Origin of the sequence: Skermanella stibiiresistens SB22 (assembly GCF_000576635.1) — a bacterium.
Classification (GTDB): domain Bacteria; phylum Pseudomonadota; class Alphaproteobacteria; order Azospirillales; family Azospirillaceae; genus Skermanella; species Skermanella stibiiresistens.
This window is the reverse complement of record NZ_AVFL01000002.1, coordinates 513,469-529,513: the sequence shown is the minus strand read 5'-3', so window position 1 is coordinate 529,513 and position 16,045 is coordinate 513,469. Positions and strand designations below refer to the sequence as shown.

At 66.0% G+C, this 16,045-nt stretch carries 13 protein-coding genes; 9 read left to right on the top strand and 4 right to left on the bottom strand.

Annotated elements, in window-relative coordinates:
• A partial coding sequence (locus N825_RS05110) for a divergent polysaccharide deacetylase family protein (RefSeq protein ID WP_157618980.1) occupies nt 1-903 on the top strand: 903 nt, incomplete at its 5' end.
• A gap of 51 nt (nt 904-954) precedes the next feature.
• The gene (locus N825_RS05105) at nt 955-1,167 is read left to right on the top strand and encodes a heavy-metal-associated domain-containing protein (protein ID WP_037447586.1); all 213 of its coding nucleotides are present in this window, start codon (nt 955-957) and stop codon (nt 1,165-1,167) included.
• A gap of 44 nt (nt 1,168-1,211) precedes the next feature.
• On the opposite strand, the gene trpE is transcribed toward N825_RS05105, so the two are convergent.
• Together trpE and N825_RS05095 are read right to left on the bottom strand one after the other, a co-directional pair.
• Complete coding sequence (trpE, locus tag N825_RS05100; protein WP_037447583.1) at nt 1,212-2,717, bottom strand: anthranilate synthase component I; 1,506 nt, start codon at nt 2,715-2,717, stop codon at nt 1,212-1,214.
• 6 nt (nt 2,718-2,723) lie between these two features.
• Nucleotides 2,724-4,604 carry a SurA N-terminal domain-containing protein gene (locus N825_RS05095; protein WP_037447580.1) on the bottom strand — a complete coding sequence of 627 codons (1,881 nt, stop codon included), beginning with the start codon at nt 4,602-4,604 and terminating at the stop codon, nt 2,724-2,726.
• Nucleotides 4,605-4,859: 255 nt separating this feature from the next.
• Between N825_RS05095 and tpiA the strand changes: the two genes are divergently transcribed.
• The 3 genes from tpiA to N825_RS05080 all read left to right on the top strand — a co-directional run bounded on the left by tpiA (nt 4,860) and on the right by N825_RS05080 (nt 7,812).
• Nucleotides 4,860-5,615, top strand: a complete 756-nt coding sequence (gene tpiA / locus N825_RS05090; protein WP_037447951.1) for a triose-phosphate isomerase — start codon at nt 4,860-4,862, stop codon at nt 5,613-5,615.
• Between the two features lie 44 nt (nt 5,616-5,659).
• Nucleotides 5,660-6,070 (top strand): preprotein translocase subunit SecG, encoded by a 411-nt coding sequence (gene secG, locus N825_RS05085; protein WP_425423713.1) that lies wholly within the window; start codon nt 5,660-5,662, stop codon nt 6,068-6,070.
• Nucleotides 6,071-6,183: 113 nt separating this feature from the next.
• Complete coding sequence (locus tag N825_RS05080; protein WP_037447575.1) at nt 6,184-7,812, top strand: CTP synthase; 1,629 nt, start codon at nt 6,184-6,186, stop codon at nt 7,810-7,812.
• Between the two features lie 52 nt (nt 7,813-7,864).
• On the opposite strand, the gene N825_RS05075 is transcribed toward N825_RS05080, so the two are convergent.
• A complete protein-coding gene (locus N825_RS05075) occupies nt 7,865-9,169 on the bottom strand; it encodes an HlyD family type I secretion periplasmic adaptor subunit (RefSeq protein WP_051511550.1) in 1,305 nt (434 codons plus the stop codon).
• Entirely contained in the window at nt 9,166-11,376 is a 2,211-nt protein-coding gene (locus tag N825_RS05070) for a peptidase domain-containing ABC transporter (RefSeq protein ID WP_198038178.1), read from the bottom strand. Before N825_RS05070 ends, N825_RS05075 begins: the two co-directional genes overlap by 4 nt.
• Here N825_RS05070 and N825_RS37720 point away from each other — a divergent pair.
• From N825_RS37720 to pdhA, 4 genes are all read left to right on the top strand, one after another.
• A complete protein-coding gene (locus tag N825_RS37720; protein ID WP_084164341.1) occupies nt 11,284-12,948 on the top strand; it encodes a DUF4214 domain-containing protein in 1,665 nt (554 codons plus the stop codon). The genes N825_RS05070 and N825_RS37720 overlap by 93 nt on opposite strands.
• A 106-nt stretch (nt 12,949-13,054) precedes the next feature.
• Entirely contained in the window at nt 13,055-14,335 is a 1,281-nt protein-coding gene (gene eno / locus N825_RS05055) for a phosphopyruvate hydratase (protein WP_037447568.1), read from the top strand.
• Nucleotides 14,336-14,425: 90 nt separating this feature from the next.
• Complete coding sequence (locus N825_RS05050) at nt 14,426-14,788, top strand: FtsB family cell division protein (protein ID WP_084164339.1); 363 nt, start codon at nt 14,426-14,428, stop codon at nt 14,786-14,788.
• A 193-nt stretch (nt 14,789-14,981) separates the two neighbouring features.
• On the top strand, nt 14,982-15,989 hold the full coding sequence (gene pdhA / locus N825_RS05045; protein WP_037447566.1) for a pyruvate dehydrogenase (acetyl-transferring) E1 component subunit alpha: 1,008 nt from the start codon (nt 14,982-14,984) through the stop codon (nt 15,987-15,989).
• The last annotated feature ends 56 nt before the right edge of the window (nt 15,990-16,045 follow it).

Sequence of the window (16,045 nt, the reverse complement as noted above, 5' to 3'; positions counted from 1 at the left end):
CCAGCCGTGCCGAGGATCGATCCGCCGGCGCTTGAGCCGCCACGTCTCTCGGCGGCACCGGAGGCGGTCACGGTGCCCCCACCGGCCGCGGCGCCCGTCAGGCCACCCACGGTTCTGGCCGCCGTCATGCCGCCCCCAAGGCCGCCGGCGGAGCCTCCCGCCGCGGCTCCGGGAACGCCGGCGTGGCTGAGGAACGCGCTGCCCTTCACGGCCCCGCGGGGTGGTCCGATGATCGCCATCGTCATCGACGACATGGGGCTCGACCGCAAGCGGAGCGGCCGGGTGGTCGGCTTGCCCGGCCCGCTGACTCTGTCCTGGCTCCCCTATGCCGGCGAGTTGCCGCGCCAGACCAAGGCGGCGCGCGCGGCGGGACACGAGTTGATGGTCCACATCCCGATGGAACCGCAGAGCGGCGATGTCGATCCCGGACCGGGAGCCATGACCGTCAGCGCGGGCAACGCCGAACTGCTGCGCCGCCTGGACCACGATCTGGGGGCGTTCGAAGGCTATATCGGCATCAACAACCACATGGGCAGCCGGTTCACCGAGGATAAGCCGGGAATGCGGCTGGTCCTGGGCGAGCTTCGGCGGCGCGGCCTGATGTTCCTGGACAGCCGCACGACCTCGCGCAGCGTCGGCTATGGCATCGGGCGCGAACTCGACGTGCCGACGGTCGGTCGCGACATCTTCCTGGATCACGACATGAGCCCGGCGGCCGTCCGCGCCAGCCTCGCCAAGGTCGAGGCCGTGGCCCGGAAGCAGGGCCACGCCATCGCGATCGGCCACCCCCATGACGCCACCGTCGACGCCTTGGCGGAATGGCTGCCCGGCCTCGCCAAGCGCGGATTCACCCTGGTGCCGGTGAGCGCCATCCTGAAATCCCGTCAGCCCCCCAATGGCTGATACTGGCCGATACGGGCGGAAAAGAAATCCAAACGAACGAAGGAGAGAACCATGAGCGCCAAGTACAAGGTTTCCGGCATGACCTGCGGCGGTTGCGCGCGCTCGGTCACCAACGCGATCGTCGCCAAGGATCCGGCGGCCAAGGTCGAGGTCGATCTGGCGGCGGGGATCGTCGCGGTGGACGGCGCGTTGTCCGCCGAGACGGTCAAGGACGCGGTCGAGGACGCCGGATTCGACTTCGGCGGTGTCGCGGCCGCCGCCTGAGACGGTGACGGGATCGATCGTGGGCCGTGTGGGCGCGCTTGGCGTCAGCGGCCCGCGGCGAACCTGACGGCCTCCTCCGCTGCGCGGATCAGCGCCCGCGACTTGTTGACCGTCTCTTGATACTCGGATTCGGGGTCGCTGTCGGCGACCACGCCGCCCCCCGCCTGCACGTGCATGACGCCGTCCTTGAGCACGGCGGTTCGGAGCGCGATGCAGGTATCCATCGCGCCATTGGCGCCGAAATAGCCGACGCAGCCGCCATAGATGCCGCGCCGCGCCGTTTCCAGCTCATCGATGATCTCCATCGCCCGCACCTTGGGAGCGCCCGACACCGTCCCGGCGGGAAAGCCGGCGAAGAGGGCGTCGAGCGCGTCGAATTGGGGATCGATGGTCCCCTCCACGTTCGAGACGATGTGCATCACGTGGGAATAGTACTCGATCACCATCCGCTCGGTGACGGTCACGCTGCCGATCTTGGCGACCCGCCCGACATCGTTGCGGCCGAGGTCGAGCAGCATCAGATGTTCCGACAACTCCTTGGGATCGGACAGCAGGTCGGCGGCCAGCGCTTTGTCCTCCTCCGGCGTGGCACCCCGCTTGCGGGTGCCGGCGATCGGCCGGATCGTCACCTTGCCGTCACGCAGCCGGACCAGGATCTCCGGGCTGGACCCGACGATGCTGAGATCGTCGAAGTCGAGATAGAGCAGGAATGGCGAGGGGTTCAGCCGACGCAGCGCGCGGTACAGGCTGAACGGCGGCAGCTCGAACGGCAGGCTTAGGCGATGCGACGGCACGACCTGGAAGATGTCGCCGGCCCGGATGTACTCCTTCGCCCGCTCGACGATCGCGTGGTATTCCTCGCGGCTGGTGTTCGATACCGGCTCCGGCAGCGATTTGGTGACGGCGGTCGCCTCGCGCCGGTAGGGCAGGTTCCGCTCCAGGTCGGAGATCGCGTCGCCCAACCGCTCCAACGCCAGATCATAGGCGGCATCGGCATCCAGTCCAGTCGAATGCCAGACCGGGGTCACCAGGGTGATCTGGTTCTGGATGCCGTCGAACACCGCGATGACGGTCGGGCGCATCAGGATGGCGTCGGGAACGCCGAGCATGTCCGGATTGTCGTCGGGCAGCCGCTCGATCAGGCGGATCATGTCGTAGCCGAGATAGCCGAACAGCCCGGCGGCCATTGGCGGCAGTTCCGCCGGCAAGTCGATCCTGCTCTCCGCCAGCAGTGAACGCAGCGCTTGGAGCGGCGGCTCGTCACACGGCTCGAACGTCTTGGAATCGAAGCGGGCGCGCCGGTTGATCTCGACCTTGTCGCGCCGGCAGCGCCAGATCAGGTCGGGCTTCAAGCCGATGAACGAGTAGCGGCCCCGCACCTCGCCGCCGGTCACCGATTCCAGCAGGAAGCAGTTCGACTGGCCATCCGCCAGCTTGATCATGGCCGAGACCGGAGTCTCCAGGTCGCTGACCAGCGTCGTCCAGACGACCTGGGGCTTGCCGGCGGCGTAGGTTTCGGCGAAGGCGGAACGGACGGGCAGGGCCTTCATGATCGCTCAGTTCCGCTGGAACATGGTGTCGACGGTCTCCTGGTGGATCGAAACCGTGTGGCTTTGACGCAGCGCGTCGGTGAACTGGGCGAGCAGGTCGCCAGCCATGGCCTGCTGGACACCTTGGCGCAGCTGCGCCACCTGGGCTTCCGACGCGGCGGGGTCGGCGTTCTGGATGTCGCGCAGCCGGATGACGATCTGACCGTCCTGGGTCGGCGCCACGGTGACCTCGCCCTGGGCCATCTCGAACAGTTGCTGGATCGACGCCTGCGGCAAGCCGCCCCCCTCGCGGTCGCCACGGGTCACGGCCGGCGTCACGCCAGCGACGGCGCCGGGGAGCGATCCCGCGGCCTGCTCGACCGGCGTGCCGGCGCGGATCTGGTCGGCCAGTTCGGTGGCGCGCTTGGCCGCCAGCTGCGCCCGTTGCTCGGCTTGCCACGCGGCGACAACCTCGGGGCGGATGGAATCGAGCGGGCGCAGCGCCGCCGGGGTGATGGCGTCGACCCTGGTGACGAAATAGTCGCCGCCCTGGGTGTCGGTCAGGCTGCTGGTGGCGCCCTGCTGCAAGCCGAACGCGGTCTGGGACACCTGCTGGGCGTTGGGCAGGCCGCCGACCGGCGCTCCGTCCGGGCCGTGCCCCGTGGCGTCGACGGCGTCGACCTGGATCAGCCGAAGCCCCTGCTGCTGGGCGACATCCTCGATGCTCCCGCCACCGGCCAGCGCGTCCTCGACCTTGTTGGCCATCTCGTAGACTTGGTCGGCGGCCCGATCATGCCGGACCTCGGCCAGCAGGGTGTCGCGGACCTCCTCGAACGGCCGGACGCTGCCCGGTTCGATCTGGTCGACGCGCATCAGGTGCCAGCCGAGCGGGCTCTGGATCGGGGCGCTGACGGCGCCCTGCTGGAGCGTGAAGACGGGCTCGGCCAATTCCGCCGGCAGATCGCCGCGGCTGAGACTGCCCAGGGTGATCACCTCGGCACCGGCGCCGGTGGCGGCGTCCTGGAGGCTCCGGCCTTGGCCCAGCGCGGACTCGATCCCGCGGGCGGTCGCCTCGTCCGCCACCAGCACCTGATCGACGGTACGGCGCTCGGGCGTCTGGAACTCCTCGGCGCGGGCGTCGTAGGCGGCCCGCAGATCCTCGTCGGATACGGTGATCTCCTTGGCGACATCCTCGACCGCCAAGCGACCCACGGTCAGCTTGCGGAACTCGGGGGCCGTGAAGCGCACCGCCTTGTCCTGGTGGAAGGCCGCCAGCGCCGCGTCGTCGGGCGTGCCGACATCGCCCATCGCGGCGTTGGGAACCAGGATGGTCTCCGCGACGCGACGTTCGGCCTGACGGCGGAACAGGTCCTCGACCAGCGGGGTGGGAGCCTGGGCCCCGGCGGCCACGGCGCCGACCAGCTGGGTACGCTTGATCTCCGACCGGAGGATCTGGACATAGGCGTCCTCGGTCAGCTGGTTCGCCGCCAGGACGCTGCGGAACTGCCCGGGATCGAACTGGCCGAGCTGGTTGCGGAAGGCGGGCTCGTTCCGAAGCTCGCTCAGCACCAGCTGATCGCTGACGCGCAGCCCAGCCTCGTCGGCGGCCATGCTCAGCAGGGTGCGCTGGATCAACTGGTCCAGCGACTGGTTGACCAGGCCGAGCTGGCGCGCCTGCTCGGCGTCGATCTGGCCACCCAGCATCTGGCGGAGCCGGCCCAATTCCTGGCGGAACGCGGTGTCCAGCTCCTGCGTCGAGATCTTGACGTCGCCCACCTCGGCCACCGTCGTATCGGTCCGTCCTTGGAAAATGTCGCCGATGCCCCACCCCAGGAAGCTGAGGATCAGGAGAACGAACAGGATCTTGACGACCCAGGAACCGACGGTGCTGCGAAGGGCTTGAAGCATGTTCCAACGTCTTGAAAGCGGAGCCGGTCGATCCGGCAACTGGATAACTCAGGCCAAATGGTCATGGCCGATCGGTCACGGTGGGCCTGCCGATGGCGCGGCATCATAGGAGGCGCCTCCCATAGCGGCAACAGACGATTTCCCGGCGGCCTTGGCCGCGCGTCCGGTGGAAATCGCCGGGCGCGTTTGCTAGACAGCGACATCCGGAACATCGTCTGTTCCGATCCGATCAACACCTGGAACGAGATGGAGCCCATGCCCGAGCGCCGCAAGCTGATCGCCGGTAACTGGAAGATGAACGGCCTCCACGCCGCCGGGCTGGAACTGGCGACCGACCTGTCCAAAAGGCTGGCCGCAGCCGGCACCGTCGGGTTCGACATGCTGGTCTGCCCGCCCGCCACGCTGATCCACCCCGTCGCCCAGGCCGTCGCCGGCACTCCCCTCGCCGTGGGCGGCCAGGATTGCCACGTCAAGCCGTCGGGCGCCCATACCGGCGACATCAGCGCCGCCATGCTGGTCGACGCCGGCTGCGCATTCGTCATCGTCGGTCATTCCGAGCGCCGCCAGAACCACGGCGAGGACGATGCCCTGGTGGCGGCCAAGGCGGCGGCCGCGCACGCGGCGGGACTGATCGCGATCATCTGCGTCGGCGAGACGCTGGAGCAGCGCGAGGCGGGACAGGCGCTGGATGTGGTGGCTTCCCAAGTCGCCGGCTCGATCCCGTCGAGGGCCGACGCCGCCAACACCGTGATCGCCTACGAACCGGTCTGGGCGATCGGCACCGGCAAGACGGCGACCTCGGCCGACGTCGCTGAGGTCCACGCCCATGTCCGCGCCACCCTCGCCGGCCGGATTGGCGATCCGGACGCGGTGCGCATCCTGTACGGCGGGTCGGTCAAGCCGTCGAACGCGGCGGAACTGATGGCGGTCGACCATGTCGACGGCGCCCTGGTCGGTGGCGCCAGCCTGATCGCCGATGATTTTTGGGGCATCGCGGAAACTTGCCGCTAGCGAAACCGGCGCGGAGTTAGTAAATATCGCACCGAAGGCGCGCCATGCCCATCCGAAAGGGGCGGCTGGCGCGCTTATCGGTGTTTGAGAATGGTTTTCTTTTTAGAAAAGGTTTCCGAACCATGGAAGCAGTGGTTCTGGTCGTGCACCTGCTGATCGCGGTTTCGCTGATCGGCGTGGTGCTGGTGCAGAAATCAGAAGGCGGCGGCCTTGGCATCGGCGGCAGCGGGGGCGGCATGATGTCGGCCCGTGGTAGCGCCAACCTGCTCACCCGCGCCACCGCCGTTCTGGCGGGCGTTTTCATGCTGACGAGCCTTGTTCTGGCGATCATGGCGGGTGGTCAGTCCACGCCGCGGTCGATCATCGATTCGATGCCGCCGGCACCCCAGCAGTCGGTTCCGGCCGATGCGCCCCCGGCCGCTCCAGCGGCGCCCGAGGCGCCCGTCTCGAAGTAACCAAATCCCGGGATCACACCCGGACAGCCCTGGTTCGAATGGTCGAGAGGCGGCTGACCGGCCGCCTCTCCCATTTCAGGCATGAACGTTCTCACTGGGATGGGCAAGGCACCATGACTCGGTACATTTTCATCACCGGCGGCGTCGTCTCCTCGCTCGGCAAGGGGCTGGCCTCGGCGGCGCTGGGAGCGCTCCTCCAGGCGCGCGGATTCAAGGTGCGCCTGCGGAAGCTCGACCCCTACCTCAACGTCGATCCGGGCACCATGAGCCCGTACCAGCACGGGGAGGTCTATGTCACCGACGACGGGGCCGAGACCGACCTCGACCTCGGCCATTACGAGCGGTTCACCGCCGTCGCCGCGCGACGGAGCGACAACGTCACCACCGGCAGGATCTATTCGACGGTGATCCAGCGCGAGCGGCGCGGCGACTATCTGGGCGCCACCGTCCAGGTGATCCCGCACGTGACCGACGCGATCAAGGAGTTCATCCGCGCCGACATCACGGACGAGGACTTCGTCCTGTGCGAGATCGGCGGCACCGTCGGCGACATCGAGAGCACGCCGTTCCTGGAGGCGATCCGCCAGTTCGGCAACGAGGTCGGCCACGACAACGCGCTGTTCATCCACCTGACGCTGCTGCCCTACATCCCGTCCGCCGGCGAGCTGAAGACCAAGCCGACCCAGCACTCGGTGAAGGAACTGCTGAGCGTCGGCATCCAGCCGACCATCCTGTTGTGCCGCGCCGACCGCCAGATTCCCGAGAGCGAGCGGCGCAAGATCGGCCTGTTCTGCAACATCCGCCAGGAGCGGGTGATCGCGGCGCTGGACGTCGACACCATCTATCAGGTGCCGATCAGCTACCACGAGCAGGGTTTCGACGTTCAGGTGCTGAGCTATTTCGGCCTGCCGCACGAGGGCGAGCCCGATCTGAGCCGGTGGCGGAAGATCGTCCACACGCTGCGCCAGCCCGAGGGCGAGGTCACCATCGCGGTGGTCGGCAAGTACACCAGCCTGCTCGACAGCTACAAGTCGCTGGCCGAGGCTCTGGTCCATGGCGGCATCGCCAACAACGTCCGGGTCAAGCTGGACTGGATCGACGCCGAGATCTTCGAGTCGGACGACGCGGTCCAGCACTTGGAACACGTCCACGGCATCCTGGTGCCGGGCGGCTTCGGCGAGCGCGGCTCGGAGGGCAAGATCAGGGCGGTCCAGTTCGCCCGCGAGCACAAGGTGCCTTACTTCGGCATCTGCTTCGGCATGCAAATGGCGGTGATCGAGGCGGCGCGGCATATGGCCGACATCCCGAACGCCGGCTCGACCGAGTTCGGTCGCGAGGTGGTTCCGGTCGTCGGACTGATGACGGAGTGGCAGCGAGGCAACCAAACCGAGATGCGGACGGGCGCCGATGATCTCGGCGGGACGATGCGGCTGGGCGCCTACCCGTGCCGTCTGGTCGAGGGATCGAAGATCCGCGAGATCTACGACGCCGACCTGATCAGCGAGCGGCACCGCCACCGCTACGAGGTCAACATCAACTTCCGCGGCCAGTTGGAGGCGGCGGGGCTGCTGTTCTCCGGTCTGGCGCCCGACGGCACCCTGCCGGAAATCGTGGAGCTGCCGGGTCACCCGTGGTTCGTCGGCGTTCAGTTCCACCCGGAGCTGAAGTCCAAGCCGCTGACCCCGCATCCGCTGTTCACCAACTTCATCCGCGCCGCCATCGAGCAGAGCCGACTGGTCTGATCCAGCCGGTTCCCTCCGACACGCGGGGTCACTGTCCTGGTCGAGCCTATGTTCAGGGCTCCCGGACGCTTTCGTCGAGCGTTCGGATGATCGGATAGAGCAGGAACGAGAGCACGGACCGCGTCCCCACCTTGATCTCCGCCCGCGCCACAAAGCCCGGTCCGATCCGCTGGCTTTCCGGCACGTCGCGGGGACGGGTGGTCAGGAGACGCACCCGCGTCCTGTGATGGGCGCCGCTGGATCGTTCGGCCGGATCGAGGACCGCGTCGGCGCCGATCGTGCGGACTTCTCCGTCCAGCGTGCCGTGCCGCTGGAACGGGAACGCTTCCAGCTTGATCCGCACCGGTGCCCCCGGCTCGACCAAGCCGATGTCTCCGGCGGCGATGTCCACCTCCAGTTCCAGCGGAACGTTGAGCGGGACCAGCTTGACCAAGGGCTCAGCGTCCTTGACGATCGATCCGACCGACAGCTTGGCCATCTCCAGCACCACGGCGTCGACGGGAGATGTCAGCGAGACGAGGCTGCCGCGCCGCTCAGCCTTGACCAGGCGTTCGGCGACATCGTCGCGGTCCCGCCTCGCCTGGATCAACTCCTCGGACAGCTTGCGCCGCCATTCGCCGGCGAAGGCCATGGAATCGGCCTCGATCACCGATCGCTCGTGCAGCAATTCGGCTTCCTTGTTCCTCATGTCATTGAGTTGGCCGCGCAGCGCCAGGACTTGGCTGGTCGCCTCCAGCAGTTGAAGCCGGGATCCGGTCTGCCGTTCGTTCAGGTCGCGGCGCATTCCCTCGATTTCGGAGAAGACGCTCAGACGTTCGGCGAGATCCCGCTGTCCCACCCTGGCGGTGGCCAAGCTGGCGTCGACACGCGCGCTCCGCTGGCGGAACGACTCGAGTCGCGACTGATACTCCAGCACCTGACGCTCGAGGATCGACCGCTGGATCTCCTGATCGGGACCTTCGGCCGAGGCCATGGGATGGTCGCCGGTGACCGCGTCCAGTCTCCTGATCTGCGCCTCCAGACTTTCCAGACGGGTCCGCAGCGATGCGGCGTCCGCGTCGGTGAAGGTGGGATCCAAGGTCGCCAGCACCGTGCCGGCCGTCACGACATCGCCGATCGCCACGTTCAGCGTCCGGATGATCGATGTCTCCAAGGGTTGCACGACGGTCAGCGGTTCGGTCGTCACCAGTCTTCCGTCGGCGGTGACGATCCGGTCGACCCGCGCCCAAGCCGCCCAGGCGAGAAAGCAGACGACGCAGGCGCACAGCGCGTGAAGCGTCGCCCGGGCTGGGAAGGGCAGGGGCCGGCGTTCCAGGGCCAAGGCGTCGGGCAGGAACTCGCGGGTGTCGCGCCTCACGTCAGCTCCATCCGGCTGGTTTGCCGCATCCAGAGCTGGCGATAGAGGGCGCATCTCCCCAGCAGGTCGTCATGCGGCCCCGAATCGATGATCGCGCCGCGCTCGAAGACCAGGATGGCGTCGGCGTCGCGTGTGGTGGTCAGCCGGTGGGAGATCACGATGGTGGTGCGGCCCTTCGCGATGTGGCGGAGGCTGTCCCGCACCACCGCCTCGCTGTCTGGGTCGAGCGCGCTGGTCGCCTCGTCCAGGATCAGGATCGGCGGGCGGCGCAGCAGCGCGCGGGCGATCGAGAGGCGCTGCTTCTGGCCGCCCGACAGGTTGACCGCACCCTCGACCAGCGGCGTGTCATAGCCGCGTGGCAGCTGCTGGATGAACTCCTCCGCACCCGCCAGGCGGGCGGCTTCGGCGATCTCGGCGAGCGACGCCCCCGGCCGGGTGATGGCGATGTTCTCCCTGATCGTTCCCCGGAATAGGAAGGCGTCCTGCGGCACGACCCCGATGCCGCGGCGGAGGTGGGTGAGGTCGATCTCCCGGATGTCATGGCCGTCCAGCCGGATCAACCCGGTCTGAACCGGGTGCAGCCCCTGGATCAGCCTTGAGAAGGTGGTCTTGCCGGATCCGCTCCGCCCGACGACACCGATCAGGCGTCCCGCTGGCAGGGTGACGGAAACGTCGCTGAGCGCCGGTTCGCCACCACCGGGATAGCGGAAGGTGACGTCGGTGAATTCGATCTTCCCGCTGAAATCCGGCTTCAGCCCACCGGTGGAGTTCGGTTCCGGCGCAGCGTTCATGATCTCACCCAGCATCCGGACGGACAGCAGGGTTTCCTGGTACTCGTGGACCAAGGTCACCAATTGCACCAAGGGGCCGCTGACCCGGCCGGCCAGCATCTGGAACGCCACCAACTCGCCCACGGTCATCAGGTGGTCGAACACCGCGAGCGCGCCGATCCAGACCACCGCGACCGACATCAGCTTCTCCAGCAGCGCGGAGGCGGTGCGGGCGGTGACGGAGAGCTTGCCGACCTGGAAATGCTGGTCGATCGCGTCGGCGGCGATCCTGTCCCAGGATTGCCGGCGCAACGGTTCGAGGGCCAGCGCCTTGACCGTCGCCATGCCGTGGATCGTCTCCACCAGCAGCGCCTGCCGCTCGCCCTCCGCCTGGTACAAGCGGCGCAGGCGGCGTTGGTAGGGCAGGATGAGCGATCCGATCGTCAAGGCCATCGCCGCGGAGCACGCCAGAACCACGAGCGTCAGCCTGCCGCTGTAGAACGCCAGGACCGGGAGGAAGACCACGAGCACCGAGGTGTCGAGCAAGGTCAGAAGCATGCGGCCGGTCAGGAATTCCCGCACCCGTTCCGCCTGCTGCATGTGCTTGGACAGCACTCCGGCGGCGCTGTTCTCGAAAAAGCTGGGCGACAGGGACAGAAGGTGGCCGAAAGTCTTGACGGCCACCCGGATGTCGATTCGGGTCGTGGCGTGCAGCAGCAGGAATCCCCGAAGGAAGCCGAAGGCCGCGTCGAACAGGATGGCGATCAGCATGCCGACCGCGAGCACCGTCAGCGTCGACAGGCCTTCATGGACCAGAACCTTGTCGATCACGACCTGTAGGAAGATCGGGATCGCCAGCGCCAGGATGTGGAGCATGGCGGCGGCGGCCACCACGTCGAAGACCGCCGCCTTCTGGGACAGCAACTCCGGAACGAACCATCCCAAGCTGAAGCGGCGTTCCTCCCTGGTCCGGGAGGGTGCCCGCTTGATCAGGACGGCGGCACCGCTCCACGCCGCCTCGAACCTCTCGCGCGTCAGATGAAGCGGTTCCACCGTCTTGGCCAGGGGATCGAGCACCACGACGGTTCCGGATGACGCGACTTCCCGCACGATGACGGCGTTGCCATTCCCCAGGATCGCGATAATGGGAAGGGCTGGGTCCAACCCCGCGAGATCGGACCAGGAAAGCGTGGTGGCGCGGGCGACTAGGCCGGTATTTGCCGCTATCGCCGCCAGATGGGGGGCGTCGGGTTCGGTGGTGGGCGCGTGTTCGTGCAGAAGCCGGCCGACCGTCAACTCGCTTCCGTGGTGGCGCCCCAGGGCGACGAGGCATTGTAAGCCGGTATGGAAGCATATTACTTCTCCAACACCACATCGCCGACCACAAAGGTCATTTGGGACGGTGGTGGTATCGATACCATCAACGCGAGCGCTCAAAGTGTGAACGTCGATATTGATTTGTCTCCAGGTTCCTTTAGTTCGATCGGCGTGGATGACACCTACTGGTTCTATGCGACACCGGCGAAGGACAATGTGTCCATCGCTTTTGGAGCCGATATCGAGAACGCCATCAGCGGAACTGGGTATGACACCTTAGTGGGCAATGGGCTGAATAACTCACTGTATGGCGGATCCGGGGGAGACACGATAAAGGGCAATGCCGGAAATGACACGCTCCAGGGAGAGGGCGGCTGGGACTACCTTTATGGAGGTGCCGGCGATGATTATCTCAATGGCGGTGCCGACCCTGATGATCTCGCTGGGAACGAAGGTAGCGATGTCTTGGACGGAGGCACCGGAACCGACACCCTGCGCGGTGGTGTGGGGAATGACAGATTGATAGGTGGAGACGCGACCGACCACCTCTACGGAGATGAGGGAAATGATACCCTGGATGGTGGTGCTGGGGAAGATTACTTATATGGTGGAGCGGGCACGGATACCGCGATTTGGCATCTTCCAAAAGCAAGTTATAAAACAATAAGCATAAGCTCCAGCAATCGGGTCACGGTTTATGATGGAGTCAACTATGACTATTTGACCGACGGATCGACTGAATACTATAAATTCACCGATGGTACCTACACCGCCAGCACCACTGGAACGGCAGCCCAAATCTATCGGCTTCATGGCGCCGCGTTGGGCCGAGTTCCGGATACGGGCGGATTGACCAACTGGACCTCGGCTCTCGACGCGGGAGCGCTGACGTTGAAGCAGGCCGTGACGGGCTTCACCTCCTCGGCCGAGTTCCTGGGACGTTACGGCACCCCGGACGACAGGACGTTCGTCACTCTCCTGTACAAGAACGTCCTGGGCCGGACACCCGATGCGGGTGGCTTGACCAATTGGACGAACGCGCTCGCGGCGGGAATGAGCCGTTCCGATGTTGTTCTGGGTTTTTCCGAATCAGCCGAGGATATCGCGAAGACAAAGTCCACCCTCGAGCAGGGGCTGTGGCTGCGCGACGATCAGGCGGCGCAGGTCGCGCGCCTGTACCATGCCACGCTGAATAGATTGCCGGACGCGGGCGGCTTGGAGAACTGGACCGCCGCGGCGAAGGCCGGGATGACCCTGCTTCAGATGTCGGATGGTTTCACCGGATCGGTGGAGTTCCAGCAGAGATACGGCAGTCTCGACAATCCCAAGTTCGTGACCCTTCTCTATAACAACGTCCTTGGGCGTGGTCCGGACACCGTCGGCTTTGCCAACTGGACCAACGCGCTGAACGCCGGGACGACACGCGCCAGCGTGGTCGTGGGTTTCTCCGAATCCACCGAACACGTGAACGCCCGCGCCTCCTACATCGACAATGGCATCCAGCTGTTCGGTTCCAGCGCCGCGGCGGCGCTCCCGGATACGGATGACGTGAACACGGCTTCGACGGCTTTCGTCGATCAGGTTACACAATCCCGCTTGCTGGAGCCGACGGTCTTCTCGGCATCCAGCCTGACCGGCGAGCCCCTGCTGTCGCAACCCGACCGCTTCGGCATGCTGGCGGCTGTGGCGTGACACGCCGGTGGAGGGCGTGGGCGGTCCTGTCTCCTTGCTAAGCCCCGGCGTGGCCTTTATGACTTCGCCCACAACACTGCCCACATAAGCCACCCCGGGGTTAAACATGTCCGTGATCACCGACATCCACGCGCGCGAGATTCTCGACAGCCGCGGCAATCCGACAGTCGAGGTCGATGTAAGCCTCGAATCCGGTGCCTTCGGCCGGGCGGCCGTTCCGTCGGGCGCCTCCACCGGCGCCCATGAGGCGGTCGAACTGCGTGACGGCGACAAGGGCCGCTACGGCGGCAAGGGCGTGCTGAAGGCGGTCGACGCCGTCAATGGCGAGATCTTCGACGCCTTGGCCGGCATGGAAGCCAGCGAGCAGGGCGCGGTCGACGCCATGATGCTCGACCTCGACGGCACCCAGAACAAGAGCCGGATCGGCGCCAACGCGATCCTCGGCGTCAGCCTCGCGGTCGCCAAGGCGGCGGCGCAGGAGGCCGACCTGCCACTCTACCGCTATGTCGGTGGCGCCTTCGCCAACATGCTGCCGGTCCCGATGATGAACATCATCAACGGAGGCGCCCATGCCGACAACCCGATCGACATCCAGGAATTCATGATCATGCCGGTGTCGGCCGAAAGCTGCGCCGACGCGATCCGCATGGGCTCGGAGGTCTTCCAGTCGCTCAAGAAGAAACTGAAGGACGCCGGCCACAACACCAATGTCGGCGACGAGGGCGGCTTCGCCCCCAACCTGGGCTCGACCGACGACGCGCTGGGCTTCGTGATGAAGGCGATCGAGGCGGCCGGCTACAAGCCGGGCGAGGACATCATGCTGGCGCTCGACGCCGCCTCGACCGAGTTCTTCAAGGACGGCAAGTACAACCTGGCGGGCGAGGGCAAGGTGCTCGACGCCGACGCCATGGTGTCGTACTGGGCCGACCTGATCGGACGCTTCCCGATCATCTCGATCGAGGACGGCATGGCCGAGGATGACTGGGAGGGCTGGGCGGCCCTGACCGCCGCGATCGGTGGCAAGGTCCAGCTGGTCGGCGACGACCTGTTCGTGACCAACCCGATCCGCCTGACCGACGGCATCAAGAAGGGCGTCGCCAATTCGATCCTGGTCAAGGTCAACCAGATCGGCAGCCTGTCGGAGACGCTCCACGCCGTCGAGATCGCCCACAAGGCGTCCTACACCGCCGTCATGTCGCACCGCTCGGGCGAGACCGAGGACAGCACCATCGCCGATCTGGCGGTCGCCACCAACTGCGGCCAGATCAAGACCGGGTCGCTGTCCAGATCCGACCGACTGGCCAAGTACAACCAGCTGATCCGGATCGAGGAACAGCTGGGCGCCGCGGCCCGTTTCGCTGGGAAGAGCGTGATCCGCGGGTCCTGACGAGAGCCGTGCCGCAACATTTGTGGCACGACCTCCCCAAAAGATAGTTTTCGTTTGACGCGATGGAATTCTTCGTGATTCCATCGCGTCATGACAGCTATTGACCATGTTAGAGACGCCATGGGCCGCGCCCTGCGTCAGACGGTCGGCCCCGCCATCGGTGCCGCCATCGTCGGCTATTTCGCTTATCACGCGGTCCAGGGCGACCGCGGCTTGATAGCGCTATCCCATCTCCAGAACGAGATCCAGCAGGCCCAGGCCACCTTGGCCCAGGTCAAGGACGAGCGCGTCGAGCTTGAGAAGCGCGCGTCGCTGCTGCGGCGTGATCATCTCGATCCCGACATGTTGGATGAGCGTGCGCGCGCCGTCCTGAACTATAGCCACCCGGACGACGTTATCATTCTCGTACCGCGGAGCAGCGTTGCGCCGCCGGTGACCGCCGGTAAGCCGTGAAAGACGAGCGGCTGAAAAACCATTGTTTTGCCATGTGCTTAACTGGAACCCGGTTAAGTCTAAATTCACCTTAGATTACAAGGTATTGCAAGAAACACTGTTGCTTCCTGCAGGATACGGCGTTAGTTCTATCCCAAGTAAGAGCCTGGGCGGGAGGGGAGGCACCCATCCCGCCTAACATCGGGAGGAGCACTTGGCCACGTCCAAACGTCGCAAGCCGCAGGCTGACGAGAACCCTCAATATTCATCCGAGGAATTGCTCAAGTTCTACCGCGAGATGCTGCTCATCCGCCGCTTCGAGGAGAAGGCCGGCCAGATGTACGGCATGGGGCTGATCGGTGGCTTCTGCCACCTGTATATCGGCCAGGAAGCGGTCGTCGTCGGCATGCAGAACGCCCTGATTAAGGGCGACAGCATCATCACCAGTTATCGCGACCACGGTCACATGCTCGCCACGGACATGGACCCCAAGGGTGTCATGGCCGAGCTGACCGGCCGCGCCGGCGGCTATTCCAAGGGCAAGGGCGGCTCGATGCACATGTTCAGCCGCGAGAAGAAATTCTTCGGCGGCCACGGCATCGTCGGCGCCCAGGTGCCGATCGGCACCGGCCTCGCCTTTGGACACAAGTACTCCGGGGATGGCAACATCAACGTCTGCTATCTCGGCGACGGCGCCATCAACCAAGGTCAGGTTTACGAGAGCTTCAACATGGCGGCTCTCTGGAAGCTGCCGGTCGTCTACGTCATCGAGAACAACAAATACGCGATGGGCACCTCCCAGCACCGCGCCTCGGCCGGTGAACTGTGCGAGCGGGGCAGCGCCTATGGCATCCCCGGCCATGTCGTCGACGGCATGAGCGTGCTGGCCGTCAAGGAGGCGTCCGAGGACGCGGTAGCACACGCCCGCGAGGGCAGTGGCCCGGTCATCCTGGAGATGAAGACCTACCGCTACCGCGGTCACTCCATGTCCGATCCGGCCAAGTACCGGACCAAGGAGGAAGTCACCAAGATGCGGACCGAGATGGATCCCATCGACAACCTCAAGAAGCTTCTGCTGGACACCAGTGCCGCCGACGAGGACGCGCTGAAGGCGATCGACCGCGACATCAAGGCCATCGTCGCGGAAGCCGCCGACTTCGCGACGCAGAGTCCGGAACCCGATCCCGCCGAGCTTTGGACCGACATCCTGGTCGAAGCCTAAGACGCAACATCAGCTTGAGGTCACCCGGAGGCGCGCCGGTTCCACCGGCGCCGCCT

Bases quoted from the DNA above. Each gene is read 5' to 3' on its own strand.
- N825_RS05095 (WP_037447580.1), bottom strand. From the start codon at position 4,604: ATGCTTCAAGCCCTTCGCAGCACCGTCGGTTCCTGGGTCGTCAAGATC.
- N825_RS05105 (WP_037447586.1), top strand. From the start codon at position 955: ATGAGCGCCAAGTACAAGGTTTCCGGCATGACCTGCGGCGGTTGCGCG.
- N825_RS37720 (WP_084164341.1), top strand. From the start codon at position 11,284: ATGGAAGCATATTACTTCTCCAACACCACATCGCCGACCACAAAGGTC.
- tpiA (WP_037447951.1), top strand. From the start codon at position 4,860: ATGCCCGAGCGCCGCAAGCTGATCGCCGGTAACTGGAAGATGAACGGC.
- secG (WP_425423713.1), top strand. From the start codon at position 5,660: ATGCCCATCCGAAAGGGGCGGCTGGCGCGCTTATCGGTGTTTGAGAAT.
- N825_RS05080 (WP_037447575.1), top strand. From the start codon at position 6,184: ATGACTCGGTACATTTTCATCACCGGCGGCGTCGTCTCCTCGCTCGGC.
- eno (WP_037447568.1), top strand. From the start codon at position 13,055: ATGTCCGTGATCACCGACATCCACGCGCGCGAGATTCTCGACAGCCGC.
- trpE (WP_037447583.1), bottom strand. From the start codon at position 2,717: ATGAAGGCCCTGCCCGTCCGTTCCGCCTTCGCCGAAACCTACGCCGCC.
- N825_RS05050 (WP_084164339.1), top strand. From the start codon at position 14,426: ATGACAGCTATTGACCATGTTAGAGACGCCATGGGCCGCGCCCTGCGT.